This window comes from Alteromonas sp. ABE4_545 (assembly GCF_056161325.1).
Map to the genome: position 1 here is coordinate 158,704 of NZ_JBSWYY010000006.1, position 24,962 is coordinate 183,665.

General features: G+C 38.3%; 23 protein-coding genes. 12 read left to right on the forward strand and 11 right to left on the reverse strand.

Features of this window, described 5'->3' with window-relative positions; all coding sequences use genetic code 11:
- Positions 1-10 precede the first annotated feature (10 nt).
- Positions 11-703 (forward strand): VpsP family polysaccharide biosynthesis protein, encoded by a 693-nt coding sequence (locus ACXAH6_RS08315; RefSeq protein WP_474876193.1) that lies wholly within the window; start codon positions 11-13, stop codon positions 701-703.
- On the opposite strand, the gene ACXAH6_RS08320 is transcribed toward ACXAH6_RS08315, so the two are convergent.
- Entirely contained in the window at positions 684-2,072 is a 1,389-nt protein-coding gene (locus ACXAH6_RS08320) for an O-antigen ligase family protein (protein WP_474876194.1), read from the reverse strand. The genes ACXAH6_RS08315 and ACXAH6_RS08320 overlap by 20 nt on opposite strands.
- Before the next feature lie 66 nt (positions 2,073-2,138).
- Complete coding sequence (locus ACXAH6_RS08325; protein ID WP_474876195.1) at positions 2,139-2,771, reverse strand: hypothetical protein; 633 nt, start codon at positions 2,769-2,771, stop codon at positions 2,139-2,141.
- 369 nt (positions 2,772-3,140) lie between these two features.
- Here ACXAH6_RS08325 and ACXAH6_RS08330 point away from each other — a divergent pair, with 369 nt between their 5' ends.
- Genes ACXAH6_RS08330 through ACXAH6_RS08345 form a run of 4 tightly spaced genes read left to right on the forward strand, consistent with a single transcriptional unit; the run spans position 3,141 to position 6,174 of the window.
- On the forward strand, positions 3,141-4,289 hold the full coding sequence (locus ACXAH6_RS08330) for a glycosyltransferase (RefSeq protein WP_474876196.1): 1,149 nt from the start codon (positions 3,141-3,143) through the stop codon (positions 4,287-4,289).
- A gap of 35 nt (positions 4,290-4,324) precedes the next feature.
- Positions 4,325-5,218 (forward strand): glycosyltransferase family 2 protein, encoded by an 894-nt coding sequence (locus ACXAH6_RS08335; protein WP_474876197.1) that lies wholly within the window; start codon positions 4,325-4,327, stop codon positions 5,216-5,218.
- A gap of 18 nt (positions 5,219-5,236) precedes the next feature.
- Entirely contained in the window at positions 5,237-5,689 is a 453-nt protein-coding gene (locus tag ACXAH6_RS08340) for a hypothetical protein (RefSeq protein WP_474876198.1), read from the forward strand.
- On the forward strand, positions 5,686-6,174 hold the full coding sequence (locus ACXAH6_RS08345) for a glycosyltransferase (protein WP_474876199.1): 489 nt from the start codon (positions 5,686-5,688) through the stop codon (positions 6,172-6,174). The genes ACXAH6_RS08340 and ACXAH6_RS08345 overlap by 4 nt, the downstream gene beginning before the upstream one ends.
- On the opposite strand, the gene ACXAH6_RS08350 is transcribed toward ACXAH6_RS08345, so the two are convergent.
- The 4 genes from ACXAH6_RS08350 to ACXAH6_RS08365 form a co-directional block, all read right to left on the reverse strand.
- Complete coding sequence (locus ACXAH6_RS08350; RefSeq protein ID WP_474876200.1) at positions 6,171-8,129, reverse strand: acyltransferase family protein; 1,959 nt, start codon at positions 8,127-8,129, stop codon at positions 6,171-6,173. The genes ACXAH6_RS08345 and ACXAH6_RS08350 overlap by 4 nt on opposite strands.
- A 63-nt stretch (positions 8,130-8,192) precedes the next feature.
- Positions 8,193-9,452, reverse strand: coding sequence for an O-antigen ligase family protein (locus ACXAH6_RS08355; protein ID WP_474876201.1), 1,260 nt, complete (start codon positions 9,450-9,452; stop codon positions 8,193-8,195).
- A gap of 25 nt (positions 9,453-9,477) precedes the next feature.
- Positions 9,478-10,260 (reverse strand): heparin lyase I family protein, encoded by a 783-nt coding sequence (locus ACXAH6_RS08360; protein WP_474876202.1) that lies wholly within the window; start codon positions 10,258-10,260, stop codon positions 9,478-9,480.
- Complete coding sequence (locus ACXAH6_RS08365) at positions 10,229-11,368, reverse strand: glycosyltransferase (protein ID WP_474876203.1); 1,140 nt, start codon at positions 11,366-11,368, stop codon at positions 10,229-10,231. Before ACXAH6_RS08365 ends, ACXAH6_RS08360 begins: the two co-directional genes overlap by 32 nt.
- 226 nt (positions 11,369-11,594) lie before the next feature.
- Here ACXAH6_RS08365 and ACXAH6_RS08370 point away from each other — a divergent pair, with 226 nt between their 5' ends.
- Entirely contained in the window at positions 11,595-13,445 is a 1,851-nt protein-coding gene (locus tag ACXAH6_RS08370; RefSeq protein ID WP_474876204.1) for an acyltransferase family protein, read from the forward strand.
- A gap of 107 nt (positions 13,446-13,552) precedes the next feature.
- On the forward strand, positions 13,553-14,107 hold the full coding sequence (locus ACXAH6_RS08375) for a GDSL-type esterase/lipase family protein (RefSeq protein ID WP_474876205.1): 555 nt from the start codon (positions 13,553-13,555) through the stop codon (positions 14,105-14,107).
- Between the two features lie 342 nt (positions 14,108-14,449).
- Here ACXAH6_RS08375 and ACXAH6_RS08380 read toward each other — a convergent pair whose 3' ends face one another.
- The gene (locus tag ACXAH6_RS08380; protein WP_474876206.1) at positions 14,450-15,082 is read right to left on the reverse strand and encodes a hypothetical protein; all 633 of its coding nucleotides are present in this window, start codon (positions 15,080-15,082) and stop codon (positions 14,450-14,452) included.
- Between the two features lie 240 nt (positions 15,083-15,322).
- Between ACXAH6_RS08380 and ACXAH6_RS08385 the strand changes: the two genes are divergently transcribed.
- The 4 genes from ACXAH6_RS08385 to ACXAH6_RS08400 are packed head-to-tail and all read left to right on the forward strand — an operon-like array spanning position 15,323 to position 19,766.
- Positions 15,323-16,783, forward strand: a complete 1,461-nt coding sequence (locus ACXAH6_RS08385; protein ID WP_474876207.1) for a lipopolysaccharide biosynthesis protein — start codon at positions 15,323-15,325, stop codon at positions 16,781-16,783.
- Positions 16,783-17,571: a sulfotransferase family protein gene (locus tag ACXAH6_RS08390; protein ID WP_474876208.1), complete on the forward strand. Its 789-nt coding sequence runs from the start codon at positions 16,783-16,785 to the stop codon at positions 17,569-17,571. The genes ACXAH6_RS08385 and ACXAH6_RS08390 overlap by 1 nt, the downstream gene beginning before the upstream one ends.
- 24 nt (positions 17,572-17,595) lie before the next feature.
- A complete protein-coding gene (locus ACXAH6_RS08395; protein ID WP_474876209.1) occupies positions 17,596-18,864 on the forward strand; it encodes a glycosyltransferase in 1,269 nt (422 codons plus the stop codon).
- A complete protein-coding gene (locus tag ACXAH6_RS08400) occupies positions 18,861-19,766 on the forward strand; it encodes a glycosyltransferase family 2 protein (protein ID WP_474876210.1) in 906 nt (301 codons plus the stop codon). The genes ACXAH6_RS08395 and ACXAH6_RS08400 overlap by 4 nt, the downstream gene beginning before the upstream one ends.
- A 17-nt stretch (positions 19,767-19,783) precedes the next feature.
- Here ACXAH6_RS08400 and trhA read toward each other — a convergent pair whose 3' ends face one another.
- Both trhA and ACXAH6_RS08410 read right to left on the reverse strand, forming a co-directional pair.
- Positions 19,784-20,434, reverse strand: coding sequence for a PAQR family membrane homeostasis protein TrhA (gene trhA, locus ACXAH6_RS08405; protein WP_474876240.1), 651 nt, complete (start codon positions 20,432-20,434; stop codon positions 19,784-19,786).
- Between the two features lie 122 nt (positions 20,435-20,556).
- Positions 20,557-21,030 carry a MarR family winged helix-turn-helix transcriptional regulator gene (locus ACXAH6_RS08410; RefSeq protein WP_474876211.1) on the reverse strand — a complete coding sequence of 158 codons (474 nt, stop codon included), beginning with the start codon at positions 21,028-21,030 and terminating at the stop codon, positions 20,557-20,559.
- Positions 21,031-21,137: 107 nt separating this feature from the next.
- Here ACXAH6_RS08410 and ACXAH6_RS08415 point away from each other — a divergent pair, with 107 nt between their 5' ends.
- Positions 21,138-21,566, forward strand: a complete 429-nt coding sequence (locus ACXAH6_RS08415; protein ID WP_474876212.1) for an organic hydroperoxide resistance protein — start codon at positions 21,138-21,140, stop codon at positions 21,564-21,566.
- A 60-nt stretch (positions 21,567-21,626) separates the two neighbouring features.
- On the opposite strand, the gene ACXAH6_RS08420 is transcribed toward ACXAH6_RS08415, so the two are convergent.
- Together ACXAH6_RS08420 and ACXAH6_RS08425 are read right to left on the reverse strand one after the other, a co-directional pair.
- Positions 21,627-22,022, reverse strand: coding sequence for a 3-phosphoshikimate 1-carboxyvinyltransferase (locus ACXAH6_RS08420; protein WP_474876213.1), 396 nt, complete (start codon positions 22,020-22,022; stop codon positions 21,627-21,629).
- Positions 22,023-22,171: 149 nt separating this feature from the next.
- On the reverse strand, positions 22,172-24,937 hold the full coding sequence (locus tag ACXAH6_RS08425) for a TonB-dependent receptor (RefSeq protein WP_474876214.1): 2,766 nt from the start codon (positions 24,935-24,937) through the stop codon (positions 22,172-22,174).
- Between the last annotated feature and the right edge of the window lie 25 nt (positions 24,938-24,962).

Below are 24,962 nucleotides of genomic sequence, written 5' to 3' on the forward strand. Positions count from 1 at the left end.
CGAGACTAACTTGAAGCTATTAAAACCACTTTGCTTAGCAATTATAACATTCATGGTTTTAATAGCTTCATCATTGGCTATTAAGCAGTTTTTAGCATCGGTCTCATATTATAACACTAAAAATACACTCCAGCGTTGGAATAAAAATGATGGACCAGCTGATAAAATGGAATTTATTAGTGAATTAGCACTTGCACATGAGACTTTAAATATATCCAATTCAGAACCTCTCTACTTAGATGCGTTAGCAAATGTTATGTCTTGGGGGATATATAAAGGTTATCTAAATAGAGACGACAAAGTTAAAGAAATACGAGCCACTTATCTTAAATCACTTGATTTGAGGCCTACGTGGCCAGTCACTTGGGCGAATTTAGCAGTTTTAAAATTGAATGAAGTCGAATTGGATAGAGATTTTTATAACTATCTACAAAAAGCGAATCAGCTAGGACAAACCAAGGATGAAGTTCATGTCTTATTTTTAGAGTTCGGGTTACTTTTGTATAAGAATAGAGATATTCAGTTTGTGAAATATAGAGATGATATCATCTGGCATACATCCCAAGCTCTTAATAAACCCAGTGTAAGAAACAGAGCATTTAAACGAATCAATGAACTGAATATGAGTCGTGACGTTTGTGATTGGTTCGAATTATCAAAAAATGATTACGTCTACAGGCTTCTTAAATGCCAATGGCTTTAGTAATTTTTAAATTTCTTGTTGTATAGGTTAAAGCTAAAATTACTATGTATAGCATTGTGTTGGCGGGCGCTTGTAATGGGAAGTCTACAAACATATGAGTTTGCATAGATATAATCGTCATTACGCAGCCAAACGCTGCTCCTTTTAATAAACTTCTTTTCCGATTTCTTAATGCCCATAGTGCGTTGATAAAAGCCGATAGTACTATTAGGCCAAGTATAAATAAAGTAGGTATCCCCAGTTCAATTGCAAATTCTAAATAGTCATTGTGAGCGTGATCATAGAATAAACCGACACCTTTATCTTGATATCCGGGAAAAACAGAGTAGTAACTACCTGCTCCAATTCCGGTAAGCCAATAATCCTCTAACATAGGAATAGAGTCTAATACCACCTCATCTCGTGATTCTGATTGCAGTGTTGTTTGCATTAGCCGTTCTTGAACTTTATCTAATCCAAACCAGGAGCTTACTAATAGTACGTCAACAATAAGCATACTCACACATAGCATTACGAAGCCCTTGGGCCGGTTCTTAAAGGTAAAGAATGCAATAAAAAATGTGATAGTTAAGCTAGAATAAAACGCTATGTTCCCCATTCTAGAACGTGAGAGAACTAACGCGATTACAATGAGTGCAACACCGAGTCTGACTAGCGCTTTTGGCTGTAAAGTCATTGATAATATATTTCGGAGCTTTGTTTTCGTATCGGTAGATTCCCTTTGTCCCATTGTAGAGATTAGAAAACCTATTCCTATTGAAAGTGTTAGCACTAAATAATTAGCGTAATGGTTCCGGTATACAAATGTACCTGTCGCTGATTTTGTAACCGGTAATTCGAAAACCAAACTTTCTGCTAGACCTGATAGAACCTCGAAACTCCCATAAACAGCTTGCAAAACACCACTTAGTGTAACTGTAAATAGGAGATATTTAACCCTGCGGAAATTATCTAGCAAAGTGAATGTGGTTATAAATAAGAGGATGTAGCATAGTGTCTTTAATATGTTTTTGTTGGTTTGGGCAGTATCCAAGGAAATATAAAAACTTCCACTTTTATTTATAACGTTCTCAGAATATGCTTGGTAAGCATGTGGGGATAAAATCTCAATGAGCTCAATTGGAAGTGGAATAGTCTGAATTACCATCCAAGAAAATATGGCTGTGAGACCCAAAACAGCGAATCGAATTTGCCTTATCGACTGAAATAAACGTTCCTGATATGCGAATACTACGCATAAAAAAATGACGAAGGTATGAAGTTCGAGTAAAGACCAAGCCCACGGCCTATTGGAACCTAGTGGTAGGGGAGCCCATAAGATTAATAAAAGGAAGTTTATAAATGCGAACGCAGAGAGTTTGGATGTCATTACTGCTGGACATGCCTTATTAAGCGATTAATATCACAACGCCCTCTTGGAGGGCGTTGTGAACCATTAATTCGTCGAAGCTGATGGATCTCCACCACCATTACCACCAGCGCCTACGCCTTCTCCTAGAGGGGTTACATCTGGACCTGCATCTCCGCCTGCTGCTGTTGCAGTACTTAATTGTTCTTCAGATGCCCCATTTTGAAGGGCGATCTCAATAAGTTCATCTTCTGTTAACAACCCTGTTAGGGACGCCGCTATGACAATATCATTGGCGTTACCGGGAAATAAAGCCACGGCAGTGGCAACCACTTCACGGATTCTATCCTGATAAGTACCAGTGACTTCAGTGATTGCAGCTAAAACGTCTTGCTCGTTATATATTGCCAACAATAGAGCCTTTGCAATATCTGCATTCTCAGATACTAATAACTTTTGATCTTCGCTCAACAAGTCATTGCTTTCAGTTAAAGCATTATCGACAACATTAGACACCGCAACATCGATACTCTCGCCACCTTCAACCAAGGCTTTAGCCTCGTCTAGAAGCTTTGCTCCCTTACCTTCAAGTGCAGTTGCTACCGCTTCAAAACTTTCGGAAGTTACTTCAGTTAACTCGTCTTGCGCTAAAGCTGTAAGTGAACAGCTCGATATCACCAACAGACCTATTATTGATAATGAGGATTTACGTTTTATCATTGACAACTCCGAATTCAGAAAGAAAAAAGGGAGAAAAGCTAATATGTGTTCAAGTATACCACATGGATTATCTTATGCACTCAAAATGTTTGTTTTTTGAACGGGTGATGTAGTCTTTAGTTACTGAAACGAATTTCACTCAATTATAATGCCGACATTAAGTGAAAAGTGTTAACAGCAATGTCTAGTTTTTTAAGTGTGTATTAAGGATAGTCTGATTAAATATTTATGTTGTAGTTGATCGATGTCATTGCACAGGATTTTAGAAACATATAAAAAATATGTATTCGATGGATCAATAAATTTGACTATATATTTTCTATACTCTTGATATAGTGTTGACATGTCGATTGAAAAACATTGGTGTATATGGACAATCTCGTTGTTTTCTCAAATCACCTTTTGCCCTACTCACAAACTTTTATCCTATCTCAAGGTGAAAAACTTAAACAATTCCAGGCTTGTTATTTAGGTAGCAATTATGTTGATAGCGGCTTAAAAATGCCGTCTGAGCGCACTACTGTGTTTACTGAAGGTGTCTATGGAAAGCTTTATGATAAAGCGCTGAAACTAGGTTTTAGTCTGCCAAACAAAGCAGTCAAAAGGTTTTTTGAAACAATCAAACCAAGTTTGTTCCACGCTCACTTCGGCCCGAACGGAATGACAGCTACAACACTTTTAAGAGATAAATCGATACCGTTGGTTGTTACTTTTCATGGTTTTGATCTTATCGAAAAACCGGATATGAAAAAGCACGGAAGACTTCATGTTCGTTATTACAAAAAACGAGCAAAATTGGCACATGCCGGTAATTTGTTCATAGCAGTCTCTGAGCGTATCAAAAAGCGCTTAATAATGGCTGGATTTCCCGAAAATAAAATCGTTCGGCATTATATTGGAATAGATACAACAAAGTTCTGTCCAGATGAATCTGTTCGTCGTGAGAATATTATATTGTGCGTCGCGCGAATGACGGCTTATAAAGGGCACGAGTACTTGTTATCGTCAATGAAGTTGGTTCAAGCTGAACATCCTGAGTTAGAGTTAGTACTTGTGGGGGATGGAGAAGAGTTAGAAAATTTAAAGAATATCGCACGTCGTGACAGAATAAAGGTAAGATTTGTTGGAAGACAGACTTCGGAAGAAGTTTTGAATTGGATGCGTAGAGCTAGGGTTTATGTACAGCCAAGTGTCAGACTAGATAATGGCCAGGAAGAAGCATTAGCACTTACAATTGTAGAAGCTCAAGCGGTGGGAACCCCTGCTATTGTATTCAAGTCAGGAGGTATGCCTGAAGCCATCGATAATGGAAAGACAGGTATAGTTGTTGAGGAGCGTGATGTTGAACAGCTCGCTAGGTCGATAAATTTGCTAAGTAGAGACGAAGATCAATGGCTCGAATACCACAAAAATGCACGAAACTTTGTACTCGAGCATCATGACCTTGATACTCAGTGTCATGAGCTGGAGCAAATTTATAATGATGTGATAAACAAGTTCAAGGAAGATCAGAAGTGAAAAGGTTAGTCATTAATTTAATAGAGGAATAACGAATGAAGAACATTAAATATTCAATAATCATTCCTCATTACAACAGCATTGACGGATTGCAAAAACTAATTTCTTCAATACCTGACCGGGGTGATATTGAGGTGATCGTTGTTGATGACAATAGTCATTATGATGTTAACTTGAACATCAACTTTGAATGTTCGACAGTTTATAAACTAACGAACACAACTAAGAAAAAAGGCGCTGGGACTTGCAGAAATATCGGGATAAACCAAGCTGTTGGGGAATGGATTATTTTTGCTGACGCAGATGATTTTTTTGTTGATGGTGCATTCAACCTTATTGATACTGAAATTGATAAAAATAGTGAGGTAATTTTCTTCAAGCCAACTAGCTTATCTTTGAAAAATGGCGGCCTATCAGATCGCCATGTAGACTTTGCAGATCTAGTAGAGCGCTACAATAAATACAAAGATCTTTCAATTAAGTATAAGTTTTACGTACCTTGGAGTAAGGTAATTAAACGTGCTTATTTATTAGAACAGAACATCTATTTTGATGAAGTTATTGCATCTAACGATGTTATGTTTTCTTTAAAATTGGGATTGAGCTTAAAGCACTTCAAGGTATGTGAATCAGTCATTTATTGTGTAACTTGTGGTCAAGGTTCTCTAACTAAACGTTATGATTATGATGTTATTCGGGCACGCTTTTTAGTTGAAATTGAGCGTTGCATGACTTGCCGTGAATATGGATTGAATAGATTTAGAAATTCTTTTGTTCTAATATTATTGAAATACAGAAAAGTTATATCTTTAAGAGATATTAAGAACATGATTAATATGATCAGAGAGTCTGAGATAACGTTTTTCCCTCACAATATCCGTGATTTAATTGATATCCGGGTTAAAAGAAAAAAAGCACGTTCACAGTAAGCTGATATAAGGATTAAAGTGAACCCAAAAAATATATTATTGGTATCCTCTCCAGGTGGACACTTTATAGAATTGGGACTGGTTGCAAAAATGCTAAATGGTCACAATCTAACAATAGTGAGTACATACAAAACCCAACCTGGTTCGGTGGATTGTTCGCATTACCATAAAATCTCGGACTTCAATAGAGATAACTTTTTTAAAGGTATTGTTGTATTGATTCAATGTTTTCTCATCATTCTGAAAGAAAAACCAAAAATAGTAATTTCTACTGGTGCTGCCCCAGCTCTAATAATGCTTTTAGTGAGTAAATTCTTTCGTATTAAATGTATTTGGATTGATAGTATAGCTAATACTAAAAAGCTGTCGTTGTCCGCAAAAATTGCAAAGATAATAAGGTGTGAAGTAGTTAGTCAGTGGAAGAACGTAGCTGACTCAGAAAATGTTGGTTATGCGGGGAGGCTGATATGATACTTCTCACTGTCGGTACCCAATTGCCATTTGACCGCTTAGTTTCTGTAATTGATGATAACGCCCACTACTTTAAAGAAGAAGTCGTTGCTCAAATAGGCGATTCTGATTATCAGGCTAAGAATATACAAACATCACAGTTCATGTCTCCTGATGAAATGGAAAATTTACTGGACCAAGCCACATTGGTTATTTCTCACGCTGGTATGGGGACAATCATTAACTGTGTGAATCTTGGTATTCCCATTATAGTCATGCCAAGGTTAAGTAAATTTAAAGAACACCGCAATGACCACCAAGTTGATACTGTTGAAGCGTTTGGAAATGTCGAAGGTGTCTATGTGATTTATGATGAGCGAGACCTTATTGAGCTAATTAAACAACGTCATAGTTTAGCACCTCCCAGTGGTTTTGATAGTGATGAAAAAGCAATGATGAAGAGCTTCCTAGAGTCAAAAATCAATAGAGTGTTTGCTGATTCCTAATAACTAGTTTCAGCATAATCAAATTTATCTGCTAGGTCGATTAATGCCCCCATCATATCGTATTGCTCTCCAAGATAACTAGAAGCCTCAATTGAGAAATGCCCTCGGTCTCCGTAAATAGGTATTTCTCCTACTGTTGACCTACAAATGTCACCTTCACATGTCAGGCTATGAAGCCAATACACTGGCGCAAATTTCTCAACCTCCGAGAGTAGCTTGTAGGTTTCTTGTAACGCTGGTCGGTTTTCAGACAAACTAAAGTCACACTCATTGATGTCCTGTGAAAACCAAGTCGCTTTTAATACGCATGGGCCTACATTGAAGTCAGGTTTTGGTGGGGGAGCAACTATGATGGGTCTTACATCTAATGCAACTAATTGTTGAACAGTATTACTTATATAACGTAAAACTTCTTCACGCTTGTAGGGCTGAAGTTTTCCATTTTCCAACACATACCCTTTGTTAGATAAAGAAAAGATAGAGCCTATTACGACATATTTAATGGTTTCAGAAGACTTTATCCATTCTAATACTCGCTTGTTTTGCTTTATGCACTGCTTTTGCCAACTTTTTCCGAACTCATTAGTTGATATATCTAGTATGGGTCTGCAAGAGTGAATCGTGTGTTGGCGGAATGCAAATGTTGTACTACTGTCTTTCAATGCATTAGCTAAATGCATTGCATATGAATCACCCCAAAGAAGTACTTTTTCATTACTACCAGAAGTACAGTCTGAACTTTCTGTATATTTGTCAGTGCAGTTTTCTGAAAGCCCTGGGTTGTGCCGGATAAGCGATTCTAACTTTACTACTTCGTTGTTATCTACCCTGCTCGAAAACCCATTTGTGACTATACCTGCTACTCCAATAAGAATAAAAATGACACTTGCACAAGCACTAAGCTTAAAAATACTCGAGCGTGAAAATCGATTTTTATTTCTGAAAGGGGTTTCTATGAATCTCCAACTCAAATAGGCAAGCCCAAGGGTCAATACACATATAATTCCCATTATAAAATGGTCAGGTTCTTTTAGTGCTCTGTGTCGAGCGAAAGCCATCAAAGGTTGATGCCATAAGTACGCACTGTAGCTAATGAGCCCAATACCTACTAACAAACGGTGACTTAAGATCCTAAAAGCAAGAGTGCCTGGAATGGCAAATAAAATGATTAATCCAGTACCAACAGTAGGAATTAATGCAATAAGGCCTGGGAAGCCAGAGTTTTGGTCTAATGTAATAATAGAGGTTAGGATAAGTATTAAACCTATGAAACTCAAACATTGACTTGTCAGACGTTTCTTAGTTATTTCCTCAAAACCATAGCGGTCAATATACATGGCTATGATAGCACCAAGAAGTAGTTCCCATGCTCTGGTTGGCAGTAGAAAAAAGGCTGCTTCAGGTTTTAGGTCTGTAATTATGTGACTAAGTGCGAGACTAAAAATAAATGTGGCTAAGGTAATGAGCGCAATAAACTTAAAGCCTAATCGAAAAACAAACATTAAAACGAGAGGGAAAAATACATAGTACTGTTCTTCTACTGCCAAGCTCCAGGTGTGAAGCAAAGGTAATAGCTCTGCTGCTGAGGAAAAATATCCAATGGTCTGCCAGAAAAATAAATTTGAGCAAAAAATAACAACTGCAATTAAACTTTGGCAAAAAGCTTGTAAGTCGCTAGGTAAAAGCCAAAAGTAGCCGACCAAGAAGCTACAGGTCAAAACAAAAAACAACGATGGTAGGATACGTCTTGCGCGACGCTCATAAAAATTAACGATGCTAAAGCTTTCGTTTTTAAGTTCAGTTAAAATAATTGTTGTAATTAAGTAACCACTTAAAACGAAAAATATGTCTACTCCGACAAACCCGCCAATAAAAAAACTGTAACCTGCATGGAAAAGTATTACGGGAATAACAGCTATTGCTCTTAAACCATCGATTTCGGGTCTATATTTCATTTTTCAGGAAGAATTTTGTTGATTGTGAATAAGCTTTATATGGTTAAACTACAGTGGCTAAGTTTATGAATCAAGATTTTTTTTATTTTTAATGGGGGGGAAATCATAGAGTGTGAAAATCAATATTAACGTAATTATCCACATGATTGTTGGTGATAAAATAACATTGCTTGAAGAAAATCCATAACAAATGATTGTAATCACACAACTAACTAACATTGCAATTTTTCCTGGAAAAATTGAAGATTTTTGAAATAGAATTAGGGATATTAATTTAGCTAGAAATAAATATATAAAGCAACCAAAACCAAACCAGCCAATACCTAGTAACAAATCTAAAAATGAGTTGTGTGAAGATTTTGCTACCCAACCAAAGTCTACTGAGAACTGAAACATAACTTCAGGTCGAGTAAAATGACCTAAGCCAAATCCCAATAGGGGATTTTTATGAATTTCATTAAATAAGACTTCCCATAATTCAGTTCTACCAGTAAGTGTAGGGTCTTTGCCTAACGCCGCCAAAATATCATCAAGATAAGCATTGATCAGTGACAGAATAGAAACCGATATAAATAAAAAAAGAAGAAAATAGACTGTCCGCCTTTTTGGGCCACTTTGGCGACTCAAAAAACTCAAGAATATAAAGCTGCTGAAAAATAGGGTTGTTAATACTATAGCGGTTGCCGACTTACACATCAGTATTGATAAAAGGCCAACTAAAAAAGCTAATTTGTAATAGAAGTTAGTCTGGTTTTTGAGAATGAATCCATGATAAAAAAACAAGCCTGTAGCTACTACGGTAAATCCGCCAAAAACGTTTTTATGCACAAACATGCCTCTCCATGCTCCGTCTTGTCCCAAACCTGTCATCATACCGTATTGGGGGAATGCAATTGTATATACGAAGTTAATCATGACTACGTAAACACAGAACGTTAGAAATATATTATAAAGTTCTTGTGAGCCGTAGAACCGGCTGTACAGATATAAAGGTAAAAATATTGTGGTTACCAAAACCACAAACCTTAGTGTTTCGAAAAAACTTTCTGAAAAGATGGTTGATAGTACGACAATACCGATAAATGTGGTCATCAGTGGTGTCGGCTTGAGAATACCTATGAGGCTCTTCCCTCTAACTAGAATAAATAAGAGCAGTAATAGAAATACAATGGCTTGCATAACTTTTTGTGGCCCGTATTGGATTGAGCCTATCATGTCTTGGTGGCTTGGGTAACCAAACCCCATGTCTGTGCCACGAATTAAAACCAACCAAACTAATGCATTTAAGATAGTTCGATCGAATTTAGCTTTGTTAAATCTCAATTGTAGGTGCATAATTTCTGAGAACTCACAGTATATTTTGAAATGTGCGTTGAAAGCGGATATTTGTGTATCTATAATATGGCTTTTCTATAGATACCCATCGTGTGGGTTTGTAAACGCCCAACTTTAAATAGGGCCCTCGTTTATCATTAAATGCTGTAGCACCTTGTATGTCGCCAACTTTCTCACCATTAACGTATATTGTCAGCCAACCATCTGAACGAAAAGACAGCTTTCCTTTTATATTAATGTCATAACGTTTATGGAGTTCTAGTTGATAATCTTTAAAAACAAGCCTTGATTTAATGGTGTTGTCTTTCGTTGCACACGGACCATTTGGTGTTTTTGAAATGTGATTGTCATCCCAACGGTTATACATACGTAACATACCATTTTTGACCTCAAGCGATAATATTGGGCAACGCCAATTTTCTCCTGGATCTGGAAAAGAGTGAATTTGCCCAATAATATGCCATTCACCATCTTCCGTATTCAGTGTTAATGGCTCAAGGTTAAATGATAGTTGAAAAGGCTGATCAAGCTGAAGCCAATCATGGTTCACTAATTCACATCTTCGTTGTCGATATGGCAATTTTATATCAATAGTGGTAGCGTCAACTAATAATCCTTTTTTGCATTCTACCTCCCATTCCATAAAATTGGGTTTTAACATATTTTTACTGATATTAGTGGTCGAACAACCGCTAGTGATTAAAAGTAAAATAATAAAAGTTAGTAATTTATTCCTATGAAGTATCATTTTTTTACGAGAATTTTCAATTAAGTATATGGGGGGAGACTTTTTCAATCAAAAAAACTGCTCGGTTATCCCAGCAATTTGATGATGAATAACTAATACGTTGTGTTTTCTTAGCATAATCTTGTTCGGAACAGGCAAACTTTATTAAGCTCAAAAATTGCTCGTGATTTTCTGCGTAGTACAATAACTCTATTGCGTCTTTTGGTAGGTCACATGGCATTGTAACGATAGGCAGTCCAACAGAAAAATATTCATATACTTTCAGTGGGTTTCTATATTTACTGAAATCATCTTGTTTATAAGGGCAAATTCCAATGTCGAAGTCTTGAAGTATTGTTGGTAACTCAGAGTGGGAGACTTTTCCCAAAAACTCCACGTTACTTAGATTTTTTAAGTTCTCTAATGCATGTTCGTTTTTAATGCTTCCGACTATTCTTAATGTACTTTTAGGATATGCTCGCGCAATCTTTTCGACTAATAATTCGTCAAAGCTGCAATCTATCTGTCCAACGAAACCAATGATATTCTGCTTTTTTGTTGAGAGTTTCGGTTCATAGTATCCTAACCAATTGCGATCTATTGCATTTGGATAGTGAAAACACTTGTCATCTATGAGGTTTCCAGACAGTTCCTCTAATAAAGCTCTACTAGAAAACATCGAAATTACACTTTTTTTAATGACTTCTTGATTGATTGTCTCAAAACTTGGATTCTGAGCGAGAAAGTACCCGCTATCTTTGGAGTAGTTGTCGTACTGAATATAAATATATGGCAGCTTGCTTTGAAAATAACGTGCTTGATCAGGCTTGTATATGAGAGCAAGCGCATGAAGGCGATTTTTCTTACGTAAGCTGATCTGGATTTGAATTGGAAGCGCAATTAAAAGTTTAAAAAGCATGGGGTGGTCAATTAAATATTGAATTGAACCAAATGTAAGTAGCGGTTTTGATTCTTTAACGCACCGAGGCTTGTTTGTTTTGAATTTTTCCCAAAGCCATGAGAGTATAAATTTGGGCTTTTCAAATACAGTGACAGAACCTCCAGCTGCTTCAATTTTACTAGTGAGGGCTTCTAGTTCGCGTCGACGATGATAGTCACCGTAATTGTTGCTTGTGATAAAAGCAAAGAGGTGTATTGCAAGTTCCTTGCTTGGCATTGTGCCTAATCCTGTGTTTATTCAGCAAACTTATACCATATAATGACGAATTGGTTGCCTAATGTCATCCTAAATTCATTGAGGTTAAATAGTAGCCATACTTTTTTCGTTGAATAAGTCTCTGACGCAATGCGAAAATGAAGGGGGAACCTTTACTACAGACATCATGGGTGTCAGGCTGGCGTCGTAAATATAATCATCTCTTCGTTGAAGGATAAACAAGAATATGTCGAGTATTAAGTATCAAGCCCACATAGATGGAATGCGAGCGTTAGCGGTGTTGGCAGTGGTAATTTTTCACATCCATGAACGCTACATGCCTGGGGGGTTTTTGGGAGTAGACGTTTTTTTTGTTATATCAGGTTATTTGATAACTGGTATTATCTATAAGCAGAAGTTAAATGACTCTTTTTCTTTTGCCGAGTTTTACAAGCGTAGAGCTAAACGTATCTTACCTCCGCTATTTTTCATGTTGTTTATTGTACTAGCGGCTGGTTATTGGCTACTTCTCCCCTATGAATATTATAAGCTTGCGATTTCATCAGCTAGCGTGGTTCTATTTGTGGCCAATATGCAATATGCTATGCGTACAGGTGATTATTTTTCAAACGACTCCGCTGAATGGCCGTTGCTTCATACTTGGAGCTTGTCAGTTGAAGAGCAATATTACTTTCTTTTCCCTCTTTTACTTTTTGTTTGTTTACTTAAGTGCAGAAAGCACAAGTTACTCATTCTTTCTATTATCGCATTATCTAGTTTTTGTTTAGCTGAATGGTTTAGTAGAACAGAAGAACTGAAGGGTTATAGTTATTACTTTGTTGGCACAAGAATGGGAGAGCTATTGGTTGGTTCCCTATTAGCCTTATGCCAAGCACAAAATGTTATTAAGAGGACTCGATCTTCGTTCGTCACTGGGATTGCTTTCGCTAGTTTACTCATCATGCTTTTTTTGGTTAACGAACGAACGGTATTTCCGGGTTTTATAGCGTTACTTTTGTGTCTTTTAGCTGCAATTATCATCAATTCTGACAATCGGGTCACCAAATTGTTCTTTGAAAATCGAATTATGATTAACTTCGGTTTGCTCTCATACTCATTATATTTGTTTCATTGGCCAGTACTTGCCTATACTCGTTATCTTTTCAATGTTGACGGTTCAGTGGAATTAGAGACGCATGTCCAAATTCTGTGTGCTTTGTGTATGGTCAGCATAAGTATTTTTTCTTATCATTTCGTAGAAAAACCTCTCCGAAACATCAACATATCTCCTCGTTCAACGGCTGTACTTTATTTTTTAAGCCCGACGTTAATAATACTAACGCTGTCGTCATTTATTTTTCTAAAGGACGGAGTTCCATCAAGGCTCGATACAGAGCATGTTAAAGCTAAAATGCAGTTTACTCACATCGACAGGGATAAATGCCCTGGTTTATCACATATAGGGTGCTTAGCTGGGGCTGTTGATTCGAAAAAAAGTGTTATTCTTTTTGGTAATAGTCACGCTCAACACTATTTTGAATTCGTATCATCCGTAGCTGAGAGTATGAATTATCGCGCAGAGCTATATGCAAAGGGCGGTTGTGAAGTTGGGAGTAATGATCTCACTTGCTCAAGGATACGGGAGGCGTTTTTCCAAGCAATAAAAACAGATAAACCTGACGTAGTTGTTATCGCATTTCGATGGGATCTCGATGTTAAAAACACGAGATTTTTAATCGCGTTAGAACGATTGCTGAAAGAGGTCAAAGAACAGGCTACAAGAGTTATTCTATTGGCTCAGCCGCCTTTATTGGAGCAAAATCCGGCTAAAGTGATCAATTGTAATCGATTAGGTTTAGATTGTGGAAACTCACTTAGTTTTTCAGCCTTATACCCTTCATATAACAATGTCATTCGGGATATCGCCACTTCAAATAACGTCGATTTTTTTGACCCATTTATTTTTGTAGAAGACGCGACAAAATTTAAAGATGGTGAAAAAGTGTTTTACTTCGATAAAGATCATTTGAGTATCTATGGGAATATGTGGCTAGCTAATGCTTATATTAAGCAAAAACCTACTATTTTTCTAAAATGAAGTCGGTAGTTTTCATCCTATTTTTTCTGATATTTACTGTCGTAGTGGCAACCAACTTTCATTGGATAGTGGGCGAGTGCCGTAAATTACGGACTCCCGATGTATCTGTGACAGACTATTACCGTAAAAAAGTGAGAGAACTTAGCCTGATAGAAGTATCTCAAGCTGACATTGTTTTGTTAGGAGACAGTTTACTCTCACAATTGGCTATAGATAATTTTAGTAATTGTAGTATTACTAATTTGGCGATATCTGGTGAAACATCTTCACTTTTGAAGAAAAGGATTCAAAGTTACTCTTTTAGTCCAAGTTCAAAAGTTGTTTTAATGGTTGGAGTTAACGATATTGGTCGTAATGAAGCTGTTGATACCGTGTTTGGTAATATTACAGATATTGTGGATTACTTGAAACTTTCGGTACAAGAGATAATCTTGTATCAGGTCATACTTACTGATGGATTTATTAGAGATAACTCTAAGATTAAAGTCCTTAACGATAGACTAGCGGAGTTGGAAGCTCCACAGATAAGAGTCTTGGATACAAATTTATTATTTCGAAAAGAGCTACGCCGTCATGTTGAACTATGGACGGACGGTTTACATTTAACTGCCGATTCCTACAAAATTATTGAAGAGTCTATATTATCGTATTGTGATAAATAGCTTCGTCTACTTCCCTTTAAAAAGTCTAAATAGTAGGTGTCTCTAGTCAAATATGAAAAGGAGTATTATCAGTAGTTTGATGATGCATAGAAAACCAGGGTTACCACTCAGAACTTAACAAAAGACGCTACAGATGAAAAATTAGCCGATAGATCAAACCGGAAGACGATAAGGTAAGTCAAAGTTTCAACAGCACCTCTTTTGGATATAAATAGATGATCTTCTGAAGATAAACCAAATTATCAAAGCTTTTAAGTCAATGTTTTCGACTCTACTCCATAACAAAAGGAGCTTGATAGATGCGCCCCTATCAAGCTCCTTTACTAGTAGACTTTAGTAGTATTATTTCAACTTGCTCTTTTTTTTGCGTAACAATAATCCGCATAGAACAATACTGAACATCATTAGCATAGGTGGAGTACTGGCTGGTGGTGTAGAGTCAGGTACAGATGCTGATTCCAATAGCTCTAGGTTAGCAACGGTAAGTTCAGTCAAAGTTCCGCCTAATACACCAGAACTAAAAGCTAGACTGCTCTGGCCACCGCAGCAGAGTTCTGCCCAAACAACATCAATCGTTATGGAACCAAGATAATCATCTGAATTGCTAACAACGTTATTATTTGCCCAGTTACGACGCCACCAAAGGTCACTTGTTGTGTCAAAAACTTGAACCCCATTAACATATATTTCTGCACCATACGAAGCATCCAATCCAGCAAAAATAGTGAGATCGGTCAAAGAAGACAAATCTAGCGAGATTGAAACGTGATTGACAGAGCTTTGCTGACTATTTACTAAGGTAAAGCTGCTTACATTAGATGAGTTAACAACACTTGCATTGTCGATATAGTCGAGTAAGCTCGCATTCGAATCAAAAGACCCATCAATCGCTGTGTAAGAGTATGATATTACCGCTGCATTGCTGATCTGAGCGAACGATAAGCAAGAAAAACATATTAGAAGAAATTTACGCATGATTACCTCATTACTAAATTGGCACGAAACCTGTCTGCAAAAATTAAAGCATCTATTGTGCCATGTTTTTAAGTTATTGTATTTTAAGTGTTTATTGTTTTTTTTGATTTAGTTTAACTTGTCGTTGTAAAAAAAACTGACGGCATATTATTTTAGTTATTTGCCTTAAGGTCTAATAGTTGTATATCTGCAGCTTAAAAAGTTTTACTCTATAGAAAACTATCAGTTAGATGAATTGTAATGGAAGAAAATTCACTTACGAAAAAAACTTTTAAGACAATAGCTTGGACAGGTTCTGTACAGATATTATCTCAGGTTTTGAAATTTGGGCTAGGCATAATTTTAGCTCGGATGTTATCTCCACAAGACTTTGGCCTATTAGCCTTGGTTTTGGTCTTCGTCTCTTTTTCTCAACTTCTTTCTGACTTTGGCTTAAGCTCTGCACTAATTCAAAAATCTGAAGTAAATAAGGAGGAATCTTTTACTTGCTTTTGCTTCAACATATTGTTGGGGCTATTATTTGCGCTGATATTGATAGGCGCCAGTGAAGCAATAGCTAATTTTTATAATGAAGAAAGGCTGAATCAACTTATTGTTGTTATTGCCCCAATTTTTTTGGTTAACGCTGCAAGTAGCGTCCCTCGTGCGCTCCTATTAAAAGAACTTCAGCACAAAAGTGTTTCACTTATAACTCTTATTGCCGAATTGACGGGAGCCACAACCGCTATTATTCTAGCGTACCATGAATTCGGTATTTGGAGTTTGATCGCTCAACAGTACACCTCCGCTCTAATTGTATCTACTGTGCTTCAGATAAAAGCTAAACTTCCGATTACGAGAGTTAATTATCGCAGTTTAAAAAAATTTATTGGCTTTAGCTCCAACGTGTTTTTAACTCAACTTTTACAGCAGTTATCCAGTCAAGCTGACAGAGTAATAATCGGAAAGTATGTCTCTGCCGTTCAATTAGGTTTTTATACCCGAGCATTCGATCTCACAGCTTTCCCAATCAAGAATATATCTACTGTGATTTCAAGCGTTATGTTCCCTACATTAAGCAAAATACAAAATGAAAAAGAGAGAATTGCAAAAATATACGTTAGAGCTACAGGTATTATATCTGTCGTAACGTTCCCAATTATGGGGGGAATAGGACTTTTAGCTGCTCCAATAATATCGCTTCTACTGGGAGAAAAATGGCTATTGATGGAACCATATTTAATTTTTTTCAGTGTGATAGGAACAATTATATCTGTTGCCACTATTACCGGTTCGTTTTACTTAGCGTTAGATAAAGCCAAATTACAATTGAAAATCAATACTTTCACACAACCCTTACAGATAGTCCTTCTAATAGTCGGAGTTCAATTTGGTATGAATGGACTTCTAATTGCTTATGCTACTTCTAAAATTATAGCCGCTTTGACTACATGGATTACGATTGCTAGTGTACTCAATATTAATGTGACAACCATAATTTACCAATTGTTGAAGCCGGCAATTTCGGTGTTAGTTATGGTTTTTTCTTTAAGAGTGGCTTTGAATTATTTTTCATTTGAAAGTGACTTTAGTGAAATTTTATTTTCAGTTATTTTTGGGGCTCCAGTTTATTTGGTTATCAATGTTATAATGAGAAATAAATCAGTGTTCGAATTGTTCAATATGGTTACTCCAAAATTAAAGTTGAAGAGTGGGTTTTGATGTTTGATTTTTATAATAGATATGATGCTTTGAAAGCAAATGTATTAGCGGAAAAAAACACTAAAATAGTTGTTTTAGGACATCAGAAATCTGGAACCACAGTAGTAGGGAATCTAATAGCAAAGGCGGCTAATATGACTTTTGCTAATGACCCTATTTTCCACACAGATAGGGATGGTTTTAATGTTGTAAGAAACCTTGCTTCTGATTACCTAGAATTTAAGAAACATATTTATCAAAATAAAAAGCTTTTTTTCAAAGAAGTGGTAAAGGATCCAGATTTTAGCTTACACGTTGATAAAGTTATGGAACTCTATCCTAATAAGAAATATGTTTATGTTGCGAGGAATCCTTATGACATTGTAAGGTCTATATTTAACCGTCTCGGTGTCGATGGAAGCTTTAATGGAAGTAAACTAGAAGAACAACACATAAGCAACCCGACTAAGCATTGGATGTACCTTTTAAATGGAACAAAAGATGATGGTATTTCAGTCGTAGAGCGGCTGTGTACAAGAATTGAGATGTGTACAAAACTATATAAAAGCTACAGCGATTCGATCTATCTCGTTCGGTATGAGGATTTTAAAAGTCAAAAGAAAAAAGTGATAGAGCAAAGCGTGAGAGACCTTGGATTTCAGGTTAGATCAAATATTTCACCATTATTAGAACATCAATTTCAACCCAAAGGTACTTCTTTTAAAAATGTAAAGGATTTCTTTGATGAAGATAATTATGAACTAATTAAATTGAAGTGCTCAGAGACATTGAAAGCGTTCTCCTATTAATCGTTGATGTTAAGAAGGAATATAATGAAAATAGCCATTTTTAGCCATAGTTTCCCTGTACTATCTGAGACTTTTGTAATTAATCAGATCGTTGGTTTAATTGAAAATGGTGTTGAAGTAGAAATAGTTACTAATGATATCCAGTCCGCAGGAATTATGCACTCAACAGTAAATGATTATGATTTAATAGGACGAGTAAAGCAGATCGGGAAAAGTTATTCTATGGGCTTTTTGACAAAGAAGCTCTCACTCATTAAAGCAGCATTTATGCTGTTGATGAAATTTAAAATTTCACAAGTCAAGGATGTATTGAGTGACCCACTATTAGAGCGGTGGCAGAAAGTTCGCTTATTAAGACAATTGAGTCAAAATGTCCCATTGGGAACTTATAATGCGATTGTCTGCCATTTCGGTTCGAATGGCTATTATGTGTCGAAAATGAAAGAACTTGGAATTATTCAAGGTAAGTTGGCAATCGTATTTCATGCGTTTGAACTTAGTAAGTATGATTATATTAAAAAGTACACGCCACATTATAAAAAGTTATTCGAAAAAGATGAACTACTACTGCCAATAAGCGAAAAATGGAAAAATCTTCTACTAGATATGGGGGCCTCACCATCGCAAGTAAAAGTGCACAGAATGGGAATTGAACCTCGTAATTTTGAATTTGAAGAAAAAATAGAGTCTTTTACTCATAAAAAGTTAAAAGTAATCCAAGTTGGAAGGTTAACTGAAAAGAAAGCAATTTTAGACTCCATTCAGTCGGTTGTGCTTGCTAGTAAAAAAGTAAATATACAATTTGATATTATCGGAGATGGGGAATTGTTGGATGAAGCGAGGACGTTGATCAAGAGCTCTCGGGCTGAAAGCTTTATAACGCTTCATGGGCCTCAATCGCACGGTAAAGTAAAAGAGTTTTTGCAATATGCTGATGTGTTTATTTTGCCAAGTGTTAGGGCTTCAGATGGAGATATGGAAGGTATTCCTGTTGCACTGATGGAAGCAATGGCTAGTGGGATTCTAACTCTTTCTACTTTTCATTCAGGTATTCCCGAATTAATTGAAAATACCGTTTCCGGCTTTCTAGTTGAAGAGAATAGTCCGCAAGAGTTATGTGATGCATTGGTGGAGATATCAAATTTGCCACCTGACAGATTAAATAAAATCAGGAAATTGGCACGGCAGAAATGTGAAGTGGATTTTAACAATGAAATTTTGAACAAGAGCTTGATCAAATTATTATCAGAAACTAGGGAACAGTTACCACAGCTATGTGGAGGCATAACATGATCACAGTAGTCTTCTCGACGAAAAATAGTGAAGCACGTATAGAGCGCACTCTGACTGCGTTTGTAGGTCTTGATAGTGAAGAAGATTGGCAGTTGGTAGTAATAGATAACGGAAGTACAGATTCAACAGCTTCGATACTAGATTCTTATCGGCACAAGCTCCCACTATTGTTACTGAAGGAATCAAAACCAGGGAAGAATGTGGCATTGAATCAGTCAATTTCTCATTTCGATGGTGATTTAATTGTTTTTACTGACGATGATGTTCGTTTTGATAAAGATTGGTTAACGCGGATTCGTTCTGTCGCTGATAGTAATGCAGATTATTCCATATTTGGCGGTAACATTAAGCCAGAATGGGAGGTTAAACCGGATAACTGGATATTGGAGTGGGCGCCTCTTGGCCATTTATATGCAATAAAAACGAATCCGCAAGAAGGAGAATGTAAACCTGGCTATGTTTGGGGCCCAAACATGGTGGTTCGAGCTTGTGTATTTGAGGATAAGCAAAACGTATTCGATGAGCGAATAGGTCCAAACGGAACATCTGATTATCCAATGGGAAGCGAGACCGACTTTACGACAAGAATGTACTCAAAGGGCTATAAGTGTTGGAACAGTAATGAATTTGAAGTTTATCATTGGGTTCCGAAAAGCCATATATCTGTTAAATGGATTTATGAAAGGGCATTTAGATTAGGGAAAGGTGTCACTCTAGCTAAATATTTACACTCTAAAAATATTTCTGCGTTCAATTTATGGATCAAGTGGATTAAATACCTAATTGTAGAGAGGATAATGAATTTTATTCCCTTTTCCAAAAAGGTATTTTGGAGTAAATACAAGCTAAATTATGTTAAAGGCGAACTGACAGCTCTTAAATTAATAGCGAAAAATAAGTAGCTTAGCATCGCCTAATGTCACACCACATAATAATAAATAGAGAAGTAATGACATGCACACCCACCGATCACAAACACATGCCAGATTGCGTGGGTGTATTTAACTTTCTTGGCTACGTAAAACAATACTCCAACACTAAAGCATACGCCGCCAGCGACGATTAGCCATAACCCTGCGCCGGGAATTGCCTGATACAGCGGGTAGACTAGAGCCAGCGCTATCCAGCCCATTATTAAATAGGTCATCACAGACACTTTAGGGAAGCGTTGGCCTGCCACTAATTTAAATGTGACGCCCGCTATGGCGAGAGTCCAGATTAGTGCTGTCATTGCGGTGCCTAACCATCCGCCAATCGCTACAAGTGTGAGGGGGGTGTAAGTGCCCGCTATCAATAAATATATCGCGCTGTGGTCGAATATTTTTAGTATCCCTTTTGCTTTTTGATGTGTAACAGCGTGATAAATCGTTGAGCACAGAAACATAAATATTAATGTACCGCCATAAATGGCTGAAGCTGTAATGGATACTGTTTCGTCTGCGCGCAATACCATGAATACAAGCCCGACAATGGCGGCAACAAAGCCTAAACCGTGGCTCAAGCTGTTTAGCCACTCTTCAACGGCAGAATAAGCTTTAGCGGGATAGGATTTGAGTTTTTCTGTTGTCATTGCGTGCATTCTTCTCTCCTACACTTACAGGTCGGACATCTTGAGTATAACTTTTGAGCGTACACTTGTACACTCAAAAGCAATATTACTGTTTACATATGACAACTTAATGAAAAAACAACTCACTCTGGAGTGCTATTATTTACATTGCAGAGTGATTCAGACAAACCATTACTCAATTTATCAATTAAGTCCCTCAGTGTTTCAGCCTCTGACAGAGAAAGGTTTTTTAAATTACACAGCATTTGTTTGGGAATTGCTTCTGCTTCGTGAGCCATCGCCAACCCAGAGGGCGTCAACACAACAAATTTAACGCGTTTGTCTTCTGTACTCGGCTCAAGTACCAGCAGCGATTTATTTTGCAGCTTTTTTAAAATTAAGCTCAAAGCGCCAATGTCTACGTGGGTTTTTTCGGCAAGTTGATTAACCGTAACTCTATCGGCTTCCCATAGGGCCATCATCACTACATATTGCGGATAAGTAATATCGAAACTTTTTAGCAAGGGGCGATATGCGCGTGTGAATGCATTCGATACCGTGTAAAAGCGGTGGCAGAGCTGATTGTCTAATTTCAGTGCTGGTGAAGATTTTGTCATGGTTTTTACCTCTCTCCATATTTTGCATACAAATTACTTGATCCGCAAGTTCAGGTTTGGTAATTTATTTTGCATGCAAACTATATGTAGATCAGAAAGGAGCATTTATGCATAAATTAAGTGAAGTACTTTATACGGGCACAGCTACAGCTACAGGTGGTCGTGATGGTTCGGTATTGTCTAGTGATGGTAACTTGAATGCTAAGTTGTCTGTACCTAAAGGGCTTGGTGGCCCAGGCGGAGAGGGAACTAACCCAGAGCAAATGTTCGCTGCTGGTTATGCGGCTTGTTTTATTGGCGCGCTTAAACATGTTGCCGCGGCAGACAAAATTAAGCTAGGAGATGATATTAAAGTAACGGGCGATGTTGGTATTGGCCCAATTGAAACGGGTTTTGCTATCGCGGTGAAACTAACCGTTGATTTGGGCGACTTAGATAAAGAAGCGGCGCAAGCATTAGTTGAGAAAGCACATGTGGTTTGCCCTTACTCAAATGCAACGCGTGGCAATGTTGACGTAACCCTAACACTGGCATAATTGAGCTCGTTAGGTAATTGGTTTAAATGGGAAGCACTCGCTTCCCATTTTTTGCCATAGTTAAAACGTTTTCTTGAACCAATCCCAAATCCCTAATGAAAAGCCTTCAAATAAGTTTATCCCTAGGGCTGACTTCAAGAGATAAAGCAGTAGTAGGCCAAACAGGGTCGCTATTGTAATAAAGCCCGCAATCAAGCACGCGTTGATCAAAGCAGCCAAGCGCATTTCTTTGTCAGAGAGTTGACGACGGTTTCGGCCGGCTAAAACAACATAGTAATAACGCCACTTGAATACTTTAATTGTGCCTCGAAGATCGAGTTTATGGCGACCCCATTCCCTAGCGCCAATTGCATTGCGAATGTGAGAGAGTTGTTCTTCAGTAAAGCTGTTAGCCACTTCATCTGGCATACGTGATAGAAATCGTTGAATAACCGGGTCGTCTTGAATATAGCTCACTGGCTTGGGTTCCTTGCAATGCGTGAGACGGCATAGGTTTATTATGCGAACAAGAGTGCAAAGGGGCAAGGTTATTAAAATAGGAATGAAAAAAAGCCCAGCGTGGCTGGGCTTGATACGTTGTTTTAAACAAAAGCGAGCTACAAATCTTACATTTTGTAACTTACACCTAGGAAGATTTGGCGACCGGTGTTTTGTTCCGTAATGATTCGCATAGCAGATGGGTCAATATATTCTGCTACAGATTCATCAGTCAGGTTAATCCCCTCAAGAGTGATTTTCAGGTTTTCATTCAACTTGTAACTTGCTGATGCATCGATATAAGTTGCTGAATCAACAACGCGCCACTTTCTCTCGTCACTCGAGCTTAGGTTACTGTAGTAGTCACCTCGATACGCGGCAGAGATACGAGCACTAAATACATCATCTTCCCAGTACAGGGTGAAGTTCGCTGATTCGTCAGACTGACCCACCAACGGGCCTTTGCGGTCTGTGCCATAAGTAACTTCAGAGTCGACTAAGGTGACGTTAGCTAGAATACCGAATTTCTGCATCCACTCAGGACCAGGTAAGAATGTGAGTAGCTGCTGGTATTGGATCTCGAAACCATCCAAATCTCCGCCAACGCCATTCACAGTGCGCTTCACTTCAAACTCTTCGTCAATCAAATCATCGTACTGTGAACCGAGTAAACTGTCTGGTAGGCCTGTTTCTTCCCAGCTTAGCATCGAAGTTTCTGAAGTCGGGAACGACTCAATATCTTTTTGGAAATAGGCGAGTGACAATAACGCACCTTCTTCAAAATACCACTCTACAGACATATCAAAAGCATCAGCGCGGAAAGGCTCGATGAAGGGGTTACCGTAGCTTACGCCTGGGTCGCCGAAAATAGAGACACTACCGCCAGGGTTCAGTGTGGCAAGGTCAGGTCGCGACATCACCTTTGCCCAGCTTGCGCGTAACAGCACATCATCGGTTACTGAGTATGCTAAATTCATTGCTGGGAGTGTGTCTGTGTAATCATGTTCCACGGTGACTTCTTCAGTGCCGTTAACTAAGCCCGTAGAGCTTAGGTCTGTTTTAACGTAACGTACACCTGCGTTACCACGAAGTTCACGGTCGCCAATCATGTAGTTGAAGTCGGCTTGAATAAACGCGCCAGTGCTCTCTTCGGTCACGGCACGGGTATCGCCAGCACGCACATTATATGGCCAGCATCCACTTGCTACGAAATTGTCAATTGTGTCTGTGTTAGCCATAAAGAAAGTTTGGCCGCCGTAAGTAACGACTTCGCCGTCACTGCTACTTACTTCAGAGCCAATACCACAGGCTACACCATCTTCGGTACCGTCGTTGCTATCAACAGAAGACAGTGCCGCGTCGGCGCGAACACCGGCAATTTCATACCCATATTCTTTATAAGTTGCACCGCCTTTTAGTACAATTTCGTCGTTGAGAAAGTAAGTTAAATCTACACGTGCATTATCTGTACTGGACTCGGCATCATAAATACGGTCACGGAATTCAGACACTTCCCAGTTATCTGGATTAGCGGTATCAAAGCTATATGCTAATGTTGGGTTAAGCATATCGCTAAAGTCATAGGTGAGAGTAGAAGACGCGTCGGCGTAGTCAATTTGACGGCGGCTGTCATTCTCACTGAAGTGCTCATAAATCACAGTAGATTCACGGTTGTCCAAAACAGATTTAGAGGTGCCGAGTAGCACGCCTAGTTTTAGGTTTTCGTTGAAGTCGTGATCAATATTTACGCTGAATTGGGTGAACTCTGATTCCCAATTAGAAATGAAGTATTCTGAACGCACATCTACATCGGCAATCGTTGCCGCATACATGGTATTGTTGCCATCAATTTGATAGGCCTGAATGTCTGACTGTTTTAGACCAGTACTACCGGTACGCGCGAGAGAGATTGCTTCCATAAAAGGCTCGTTACGCGTTGCTTCAATGTTAGAATATAAAGCGTCAACCGTAATCAATGTGTTGTCTGTTGGAATAAACTGCATTGATGCCGTTAGGCCCATACGATCTTGTTCATGTGTTTTATCAGCATAACGTGGGAAGCGAGGATGCCATGCGCTGCTGACCGCAGCAAAGTCAGCATCAGTTGTACATGCTGAACATGTGCCACCTGCGTCAGGATCTAATGCTTCATTCGCATCGCTATGAAATGGGTCGTCTTCCCAGCGACCAGTGTCAGCCCCTTGGTTACTGACGAGACGTTGAGAGAAAGACGCCGACACCAAAAAACCAAAGCTGTCTTCGTCATTGGTGTAGGAAGCGAGTCCCGAAAAGCGCGGTTTGATTTCATCTGATTGGTCGTTATAACCCGCTTGCATATTTACAGCTACGGTGTCTTCGCTGAAATCAAATGGGCGTGCGGTACGCAGACCAACTGTTGCACCCAATGAGCCTTCTTCTAACTCGGCTGAAGTCGTTTTATGTACCGTGAGCTGATTAAACAGTTCCGAAGCAAAAACGTTAAAATCGAAACCACGACTAGTACGCACACCGCCTGTACCTGCGGCGAGTGATTGCGCTTGCATGCCGTTGAGCTGAACACGAGTGAATGTAGAGTTTAAGCCTCGTACAGTAATTTCACGTCCTTCACCCGCTTCACGAGTGATGGCAACACCAGGTATACGCTGCAAAGATTCTGCTAAGTTTTGGTCGGGGAAGTCGGCAATATCTTCCGCAAGGATCGTGTCGACTGAACCTGCTGCTGCACGTTTTGTCATCAATGCTTTAGATAAGCTGTCGGCAAAGCTGCTCGCGCGAACCTCAATCACTTCTACATCGCTCGTTGCTTCTTGAGCAACGACCACATTCTGGCCCATTAAAATAGCGCCAATAGCTATGCATAAAGGTGTTTTGCGCGTGAAACTGTTAAAACTCATAACCTTGTCCTATTCGTTCTTCAGT